At 68.9% G+C, this 212-nt stretch carries 1 pseudogene; it reads right to left on the bottom strand.

The annotated features are described in order from the left end of the window. A pseudogene (locus tag HA630_RS26935) lies at positions 1-212 on the bottom strand (class 1 fructose-bisphosphatase); the annotation flags it as partial.

The raw sequence follows: 212 nt of genomic DNA, 5'->3' as shown, positions 1-212 counted from the left end.
AGGTGGCCCCCCCATTCGTTGGCGCGCAGGAACATCTCGTTGCTGATCACGTCGAGCTTCTGCTGGGTTTCGCCCTGGACGTTGACGCTGTCGCCCGCGCCATGGCGGCCCAGCACATCGCCCAGGGCGCCGAAAGCGACCGAGCGGGCGATGGCCTTGCAGGCCAGGGCCACGTCCAGCAAGAGGGCGTTGAAGTCGCCGCTGGCGTCGGG

Source organism: Aquabacterium sp. A08, from assembly GCF_011742065.1.
This window is presented reverse-complemented; position numbering and strand designations above follow the sequence as displayed.